General features: G+C 72.5%; 6 protein-coding genes and 1 pseudogene. 2 read left to right on the top strand and 5 right to left on the bottom strand.

Going from position 1 to position 8,224, the window contains the following annotated elements; all coding sequences use genetic code 11:
- The 4 genes and pseudogenes from AC5LSR_RS20270 to guaB form a co-directional block, all read right to left on the bottom strand.
- Positions 1-594 (bottom strand): annotated as a pseudogene (locus AC5LSR_RS20270) (hypothetical protein); the annotation flags it as partial.
- Between the two features lie 320 nt (positions 595-914).
- Positions 915-2,171 carry a hypothetical protein gene (locus AC5LSR_RS20265; RefSeq protein ID WP_493464704.1) on the bottom strand — a complete coding sequence of 419 codons (1,257 nt, stop codon included), beginning with the start codon at positions 2,169-2,171 and terminating at the stop codon, positions 915-917.
- 211 nt (positions 2,172-2,382) lie between these two features.
- On the bottom strand, positions 2,383-3,501 hold the full coding sequence (locus tag AC5LSR_RS20260; protein WP_250286465.1) for a GuaB3 family IMP dehydrogenase-related protein: 1,119 nt from the start codon (positions 3,499-3,501) through the stop codon (positions 2,383-2,385).
- 107 nt (positions 3,502-3,608) lie between these two features.
- Complete coding sequence (guaB, locus tag AC5LSR_RS20255) at positions 3,609-5,159, bottom strand: IMP dehydrogenase (protein ID WP_445548536.1); 1,551 nt, start codon at positions 5,157-5,159, stop codon at positions 3,609-3,611.
- 502 nt (positions 5,160-5,661) lie between these two features.
- On the opposite strand from guaB, the gene AC5LSR_RS20250 reads away from it, so the two are divergent.
- Entirely contained in the window at positions 5,662-6,078 is a 417-nt protein-coding gene (locus tag AC5LSR_RS20250) for a DUF5319 domain-containing protein (protein ID WP_445548537.1), read from the top strand.
- Positions 6,079-6,446: 368 nt separating this feature from the next.
- Here AC5LSR_RS20250 and AC5LSR_RS20245 read toward each other — a convergent pair whose 3' ends face one another.
- Positions 6,447-7,697, bottom strand: coding sequence for a MerR family transcriptional regulator (locus AC5LSR_RS20245; RefSeq protein ID WP_250286469.1), 1,251 nt, complete (start codon positions 7,695-7,697; stop codon positions 6,447-6,449).
- 153 nt (positions 7,698-7,850) lie between these two features.
- Here AC5LSR_RS20245 and AC5LSR_RS20240 point away from each other — a divergent pair, with 153 nt between their 5' ends.
- Positions 7,851-8,183, top strand: coding sequence for a WhiB family transcriptional regulator (locus tag AC5LSR_RS20240; RefSeq protein WP_013875065.1), 333 nt, complete (start codon positions 7,851-7,853; stop codon positions 8,181-8,183).
- Positions 8,184-8,224: the final 41 nt, after the last annotated feature.

Below are 8,224 nucleotides of genomic sequence, written 5' to 3'. Positions count from 1 at the left end.
GCTCTGGCCGGCGGCGCTCTGGCCGGCGGCGCTGCCATAACCAGTGAATCCGTCAGCGCCGCCGGGCGCACCGACGTCACGCTGGGTGACACCGACGCGATCGCCGCCTTCCACGGACAGCCCCCAGCGCCCACTGCCGTAGCCGCCGGTCGTGCCTGCCGCGGGGTCACCACCACTCGGCAGCCAGCCGGGCCGCGGATCGGGTGGAGGAGCCTGGAGCGGAGGAGCCGGCTGGAGCGGAGGAGCCGGCTGGAACGGATAGGCGGGCAGCACCGGCCGCTCATGGCCGGCGGAGACGTCGAACGGGTCGGGGGCGGGGAAAGGACGGTCGCGCCACCCCTGGCCGGCTGGATCCTGGGCGCCGGATCTGTCCGGAACCGGCGGGACGGACGGCTGGGAGCGGTCATCGGCCTCCCCGACCCGCTCGACCGCGAAGAAGTCGTCCGCGCGTCGGCCCGGTACGCCGGAACGGCCCGTGGGGCCGGTCACCGGGCTGCCCGCGTCACCGGCTGCCGTCGATGGACGCCGCGCCCCGGCGACGGCGTCCCACGCCCACGCGTCATCGCCACTCGGCCAGAGCCCGTCGGTGGGCATGTCCTGCCCCCCAGGTCCAGGTAGTCGTCCGGGTAAAGGGCGTAGGCCGTGCCCGACGGATACTCGCCCGCACGGGTGGCACCCAGGCGAACACCTGTCGTGTTGTTGTCGTCACCGATAGCTCCGCTATTGCACGCCCCCGATCCGCCGTTCCGCGCCGTACGGGGGCCTCGCCACCCTCCGCCCCACCTGAGACTACCTGGGTCACCGTCCGCATCGATCAACATCCATCAGGGACGGCCCAGACGCCCGCGAAAGCCCGCACGCCACGAAACACCGGAAATATGGACGAATACAGCCTACAGCACAGCTCGCCGTCATCAGACGCTCACGCACTGGTCGGAGATCTCCTGAACGATCCTTGTCGTCTCCGGCGAGTTCACGTTCTTGTTGAACTGCTCGTACTGGTCCTGCGGATAGTTGGCCTCCAGCCTCTCCAGCGTGCACGCGCAGTAGGCCTGTAGCCCGTGGCTGATCTGCACGCACTCCCGCAGATAGTCCGCGCGCAGCGACTCGCTGTACCGCGCGGGCCGGGCGGGCACCGTACCTGGCGGAGCGCCCTCGACGGTGTTGACGGGCGTGTCGGCCACGGCGTCCCCGTCGCTCCCGCCCAGCGCCAGATAGCCGCCGAGGCCGATCAGGAGCAGCACCACCACCGCGGCGGCGATCAGCACCTGACGCGGTAACGCCGCGACGGACGACAGGCGCCGGGTCAGCGACCGGCTCGCCCCCGAGGTGGCCCGGTTCGTCCCCGGCGTGGTGCTGTCACCGCCCGCGCCGGGCCGGAGCGCCGCCAGCCGGCCACCGGCCCGGCGCTTGCGGTGCTGCCGGTGCGCGCCGGTCGAGGCCCGCGGCGGGGAGCCCAGGATGGTGGCGGCGGTGTCGGCGCCGGGCGGGCCGCCGCCCTGGGAGGGCCCGAGCGCAATGACGTCCACCACACCGAACGGCTCGGACAGCCCCCGGGCACTGGCACCGGCCGACGTGATCTCCCCCGCGCTCGGGGCGACGACAGTGCTGAAGGTGGAGGTGCCTACCGCGCCGAAGGCCGTCGGGGCGTCGGCGGCCGTTGCCGGCCCCGTCCCCGGGTCGCCGGCCCGGAGCGGGTAGCTCTCCCAGGCGGGCCCACCCGTGGCCACGGCCGTGATGTCCATCCCGCCCGTGTTGGCCAGGATGTCAGCGTCCCGCGACGAGATGCTGTCCTGGGGCGGCCAGCCCTCCGGCCCGCTCGGCCGCGGGGTGTCGACAGCCGCCTGCGGGCTTCGCGAGCCACCGTCCGGCCCCGGGGCCGGCCCCGAGCGGGCCGCGTCCGGCGACAGCGTCCCGTCCAGGACGGACCAGCCCGACGTGTCCAGCGCCAGGTAGCCCGGCGCGAACTCCCCGGTCGTGGCGGCCGCGGTATAGCCACCGGCACCGGCGCCGGCGCCACCGGTGACACCGGCACCGCCCGAACCGGCGGCGGAACCGGTGGTCGTGGACTCGGTGGTGTACGCCGCTGACGGCTGCCACGTCTGGGCCACCTCGTCCCAGACGTACGAACCATCATCGCTGACCCAGCGACCGTGCTCGTCGATGCGCATGTGTCATCCTTCGGACCAGAACAGACGGTTCCAGGGTGCCATGCTGCCCGAAGTGAGCTTCACCGGAGGTCACGAGGATTTTCCGGGTGGGCCCGGAAACGGCCGTCATGCCACCGGAAGCGGACTTCACCCAGTTGCGCAGCCGGCCCGGAACGTCCGCGACAGTTCCGGCCAGGGGCAGGCGGACGGTGCGGGAGAGGCCGGCGGCGGGTCAGCGGAGCGACGCGGTGACCAGCACGTCGGCCTTCTGCAGCTCCTTGAGCGTCGCGTAGCCGGTCGTGGCCATCGCGGTCCGCAGCGCCCCGGCGAGGTTGAGCGTGCCGGGGTTCACCGACGCGGGGCCCAGCAGGATCTCCCGCAGCGTCCCGGCGGCCGCGACCGGTTCCCAGGTGCCTCGCGGCAGGCGGGAGTGCAGCAGGTCCATGGACCAGTAGCCGCCGCGCCCGGGTGCCTCGGCGGCGGCGGCCAGCGGCGTGTCGAGCATGACCGCGTCGGCCCCGCAGGCGATGGCCTTGGCGATGTCCCCGCCGGTGCGCACACCTCCGTGCGCGATGACGTGGACGTACCGGCCACCGGACTCGTCCAGGTAGCGCATGCGCGCGCCGGCCGCGTCCGCGATCGCGGTCGCCATCGGGACGCCGACCCCGAGCACCGCCCTGGTCGTGTCCGCGCCGCCGGGGCCGACCCCGACGATCACCCCGGCGGCCCCGGTGCGCATCAGGTGCAGGGCGGTCGAGAAGGACGCGCACCCGCCCACCAGCACGGGCACGTCGATCTCGCCGATGAACCGCTTGAGGTTCAGCGGCTCGGTCCGTCTCGACTGGTGCTCAGCCGAGACCGCCGTCGCGTGGATGACGAGCAGGTCGACCCCGGCCTCGAGCAGAAACGGGTACAGCGCGTCGACCCGCTGGGGGCGCAGCGCGGCGGCCGCGACCACACCGGAGTCCCGGATCTCCGTCAGCCGTTTGACGACCAGCTCGGGCCGGATCGGCGCGGTGTAGAGCTCCCGCAGCCGCCGGCCGGCCGCGTCCGGGCCGAGGGTGGCGATCTCCGCCAGCAGCGGCTCCGGCTCCTCGTGCCGGCTCCACAGCCCTTCGACATGGACGATGCCGAGGCCGCCGAGGGCGCCCAGCTCGACCGCGGTGGCTGGCGAGGTCACCGCGTCCGCGGGCGCGCTCACCACCGGCAGGTCGAAACGGTAGGCGTCGATCTCCCAGGTCAGCGAGACGTCCGCGGGGTCGCGCGTGCGCCTCGACGGCACGATGCCCAGCGCGTCCAGGCCGAAGCCGACCCGGCCGCTCTTACCGATACCGATCTCGACCTCAGCCACTGTGTCCTCTCACGGCGTCACCGGGTTCTCCCGACGGCAGCATCCTCCCCTCGGCATCACCGGCGCCGTCCCCCAGCGGGGTCACCGGTGATGTCCTCCCGGCGGTGTCACCGCGAGTTGTAGTTCGGTGCTTCGACGGTCATCTGGATGTCGTGCGGGTGGCTCTCCTTCAGGCCCGCGGCGGTGATGCGCACCAGCCGGGCGTCCCGTTGCAGGGCGGCGATCGTCGGCGAGCCGGTGTACCCCATGGCCGCCCGCAGGCCGCCGACGAGCTGGTGGGCCACCGCGGCCAGCGGCCCCCGGTACGGGACCTGCCCCTCGATGCCCTCCGGTACGAGCTTGTCGTCGGAGAGGACGTCGTCCTGGAAGTAGCGGTCCTTCGAGTAGGAGGTGGTGGTGCCCCGGCTGCGCATCGCGGCCAGCGACCCCATCCCGCGGTACGCCTTGTACTGCTTGCCGTTGATGAAGATCAGCTCGCCGGGGCTCTCGTCGACGCCGGCCAGCAGGCTGCCGAGCATCACCGTGTCCGCCCCGACCGCGATCGCCTTGGCGATGTCCCCGGAGTACTGCATCCCACCGTCGCCGATCACCGGGATGCCGTGCTCCCGGGCGACCTGTGCGCACTCGTAGATCGCGGTGACCTGGGGTGCGCCGACCCCGGCCACCACCCGCGTGGTGCAGATCGAGCCGGGCCCGACCCCCACCTTGATGGCGTCGGCGCCCGCCTCCACCAGCGCGCGGGCGCCGTCCGCGGTCACGACGTTGCCGGCGATGACGTCGAGGGGGCTGCCGTCTGCCCTGGTCGGCAGGTCGGCCTTGACGCGGCGCACCATGTCCAGCACCGCCCGGGAGTGGCCGTGGGCGGTGTCGACGACCAGGAAGTCGACCGCCGCGCGCACCAGGGCCTGGGCGCGCTTGTAGGCGTCCTCCCCCACCCCGACGGCGGCGCCGACCACCAGCCGGCCGTCGGCGTCCTTGGTCGCCCGCGGGTACTGCTCGCGCTTGGTGAAGTCCTTGACGGTGATCAGCCCGCGCAGGCGGTCCCGGTCGTCCACCAGGGGAAGCTTCTCGATCTTGTGCTGCCGCAGCAGGGCCAGGGCGTCATCGGCCGACACGCCCACCGGCGCCGTGACGAGCGGCATCGGCGTCATTACTTCACGTACCGACCGGGAATAGTCACGCTCGAACCGGATGTCGCGATTGGTCACGATGCCGACGAGCCGGCCGTCGGGCTCGGTCACCGGGACGCCGGATATCCGGTACCGGGCCATCAGCTCGTTGGCCTCGTCAATGGTGGCGTCCGGGCCGCAGGTGACCGGAGCGGTGATCATTCCTGATTCGGAACGCTTCACCATGTCGACCTGCTGCGCCTGGTCGTCCACGGAAAGATTCCGGTGCAGCACGCCCACCCCGCCCTGGCGGGCCATCGCGATCGCCATCCGCGACTCGGTGACGGTGTCCATCGCCGAGGACAGCAGCGGAATGGCGAGCCGGATATGGCGGGACAACCACGTGGACGTGTCCGCCTCCGAGGGCATGACGTCCGATTCCGCCGGGAGCAGCAGTACGTCGTCGAAGGTCAGCCCCAGCGTGGCCAGCTTCGTTGGCAGCACCGGCTCCGGATCAGACACGGCCGGCCGGACAATGGGACTGTTCATGGCACCTTCCGTTCACGCTTCGTTGTTCGCCATGCCGGTACCGCACCCGCACGGCACTTCCCGACCGTGCCTTGCTTGCCTGCCTTCCCCGCCGTTGCCGCCTGCCTTCCCGGCCGTTGCCCTCAGCCTTCTCGGCCGCGGGCCGCCCGGCCGTGGCTCTCCCGGCCGTCGTCTTCCCGGCCCGGCGCGGGCGGCGCGGGCGGCGGGCCGCCCGGAGCGGGCGGCCATCAGCGGGCGGCCATCAGTACGAGGTTCAAGCTTTACATGCTAGGCCAAAGAGTCCACGATCATGACTTTTCACGTGTCCGGAGACGTCAGGGACGCGGCCTGGCCAAAGGCGTCGTGGCCGCGGGCTTCACAGGGCATACTGATCATTCCTCGGGGCCGGCCGCGATAGCGCGTACTCGAAACGGTCCGTAGCCTCGGTAAAGAGGCGATACGGGCACACATCAGCGTCTGGAGTCGCCGATCGGGACCACTAAGGGGCCCGGTCCGGCGTAGCGTGGTCGGCGTGAGCAACGAGCCTCTCGACCCGTTCGCGGACGACCCCGAGGATCCGACCGCAGAACTCGCCCGCCTGGACCCGGCCGAGGACACCGATCTGCTGGAGCCTCTGTCGCCGCAGGAACGCGAGGAGGTGCTCGCCGAACTCGGCGATCTCGATGTTTTCCGGACCCTGCTGGAACCCCGCGGCTACCGCGGTCTCGTCGTCGACTGCGAAGGATGCGCGGAACCGCACTTCTTCAGCTGGGATCTCCTCACCGGCAATCTGCGCCATCTGCTCGACGAGGGACGCACCCGGGTGCACGAGCCCGCATACGCCCCGGACCCCTCCTGTTACGTCAGCTGGGACTACGCACGCGGCTACGCCGACGGTGTCTACGAGACGAGCGAGGCCTCCGAAGCCGACTCCCGCTGACCACCCTCTCTCTTCCCCTTCTTCCCGCTTCCCTTGCTCCTGCTTCCCTTGCTCCCGGTCTCCCCCTGATCGCCCCGGTGTGTCCCCGCCCGGGCCTGCGAGCGCTCACGGCGGCGCGAGCCCGCCGCCGGCACAGCATCGGATCCGCCTCCTCGCGCATATGCCCGCTCGCCTCGCCTCGCCTCGCCTCGCCCCGCCAACGGCGGCCCGTCCGCCGGAAACACCGGTCAGGTAATGCCGGCCGGGTAACGGGACAGCGGCGAAGTCAGCGGACGTTCCGCCGCTTCGCCCAGGAGAGCCGCCGCTTCGCCCGGGAAACCGATCCCTTGCCCAAGGGAGCTGTTTCTTCCCTCAAAGGAGCTTTTTCTTCACCCAGGGGAAGGGGTGAGGAGGTCGAGCGCCTCGGGCAGGGACTGCGCGCGGCGGACCCGCGGCGCGACGATCGTCCTGTGCCAGCCGGGACCCCCCACCACGATCGACGTCGACGGCCGGGTCGTCGGTAACCCGCGCCACACCCGCACGTCCGCCGAAGCCCGGCGCTGGGACCAGAGGAACACCGCGGCCGGGCCGGTGCGTACGACCGCGGTCCGCAGCGCGGCGGCCGGTACCGCGGCACCGAGGACACGGGCGGGTATCCCCCGCTCGGCCAGCCCGGCCGCGACCGCGTTGAGGGCGAGGCTGTGCCGCTCGTCCGGGGTGCACGCGAGCAGCACCGGACGGGCGTGGGCGCCCACGTCACGGTCTGCCACCCGGCGGAAGACCGCCGCGACGCACTCGCTGAGCAGATGCTCGACGTCGACCGCGTCACCACGCAGCTCCCAGCGCCGGCCGACGGCGACGAGCACCGGGCACGCCAGGTCCTGCCAGGCCGCGACCACGCCGTCGGCCTCGACCGCCTGGGCCAGGATGCGGGTCACCGCGGACGAGTCGAGCGCCATGGCCGCGCGGGCGAGGCCGCGGGCAGCGATGCCGGCGCCCGCCAGCGACAGCACCCGGCCGCCTGACCCTCTCGCTTCGGTCACGCGGCCCGTTTCGGTCACGCGGCCGGGCCCGGCCATGGCTGCCGCCGAGTCGTCCGCCGGATCGGCAGCACCCGTCACCAGGTCGTCGACATCCGCCGCCGGGAACATCCCAGCGCCAGCCGCCGGACCGGTGATGACGGCGGGCGCTGAGACGTTCCCAGCGGCGCCGCGGCCGTCGCCGGAGGAGATCGCGACCACGACGGGCCGGCCGGTACGCGGCTGATCGGCTTCCTGGGTGTCAGGCTCGCCCGGCCGGTCGGAGCTGACTACGGAGTGTGTCTCGTTCTCGACCTGTCGCAGTGGCGCCGGCCACTGCGGTTCCGGCAGGTCCTCGGGAAGCGCGCTCCTGGCCAGGCGGGCCGCCTCCGCCGGCGCGATCCCGGCCTGGGTGAGACGGCACATGAACTCCAGCCGGGCCAGGTCGTGTGGGTCGTACCTGCGACGGGTACCGGAAACATGGTCGGCCGGACCGAGCCCGTACCGGCGGTTCCAGGTACGCAGGGTAGCGGGCGCGATGCCCAGCCGTCGGGCAACCGCGGCGACGGTGTACCGCGGATTGTGCTCCGCCGGGTCCGGGGAGGGGGTCACAGCGCTCATGGTGGCTCTCGGCGACCGTACCCACAACTTGGCGACGAACCGGCTCCGAACGACTACGTGCCGAGTGGTTCTCAGTGTTGAACAACATATGGCGCGGTACTACGGTGTAGCTGCGGCGCCAGCCGCCCATGGTTGAGAGGGGGGCTCAGGCCGATGACCGACGTCCGACGACTTCCAGGCCCCGGTGCCGAGAAGTGGGAGTGGCAGCTTCACGGCGCCTGCCGTGGGGAGAGCACCGAGCTCTTCTTCCATCCCGAAGGGGAGCGGGGCCCGGCCCGCGCGGCCCGTGAGGCGGCCGCCAAGGCTGTCTGCGCGCGGTGTCCCGTGATCCAGGCATGCGCGGAGCACGCCCTGCAGGCCCGTGAGCCCTACGGGGTGTGGGGCGGGCTCAGCGAGTCCGAGCGGGAGGCCATCCTGACCGGCCGAACGCGGCGCGGAGCGGGGCGGCACAGCCCGGCCCGCCCGGGGCTCGCCCCGGCGTGCTGAGCGTGCCGGGGCATCCGTGACCACATCCGGGACGACCGCCG

The sequence above is a fragment of the Protofrankia sp. CiP1_Cm_nod4 genome, from assembly GCF_982290645.1.
Note: the sequence above shows the minus strand (reverse complement) of the source record. Positions and strands in the feature narration are given on the sequence as shown.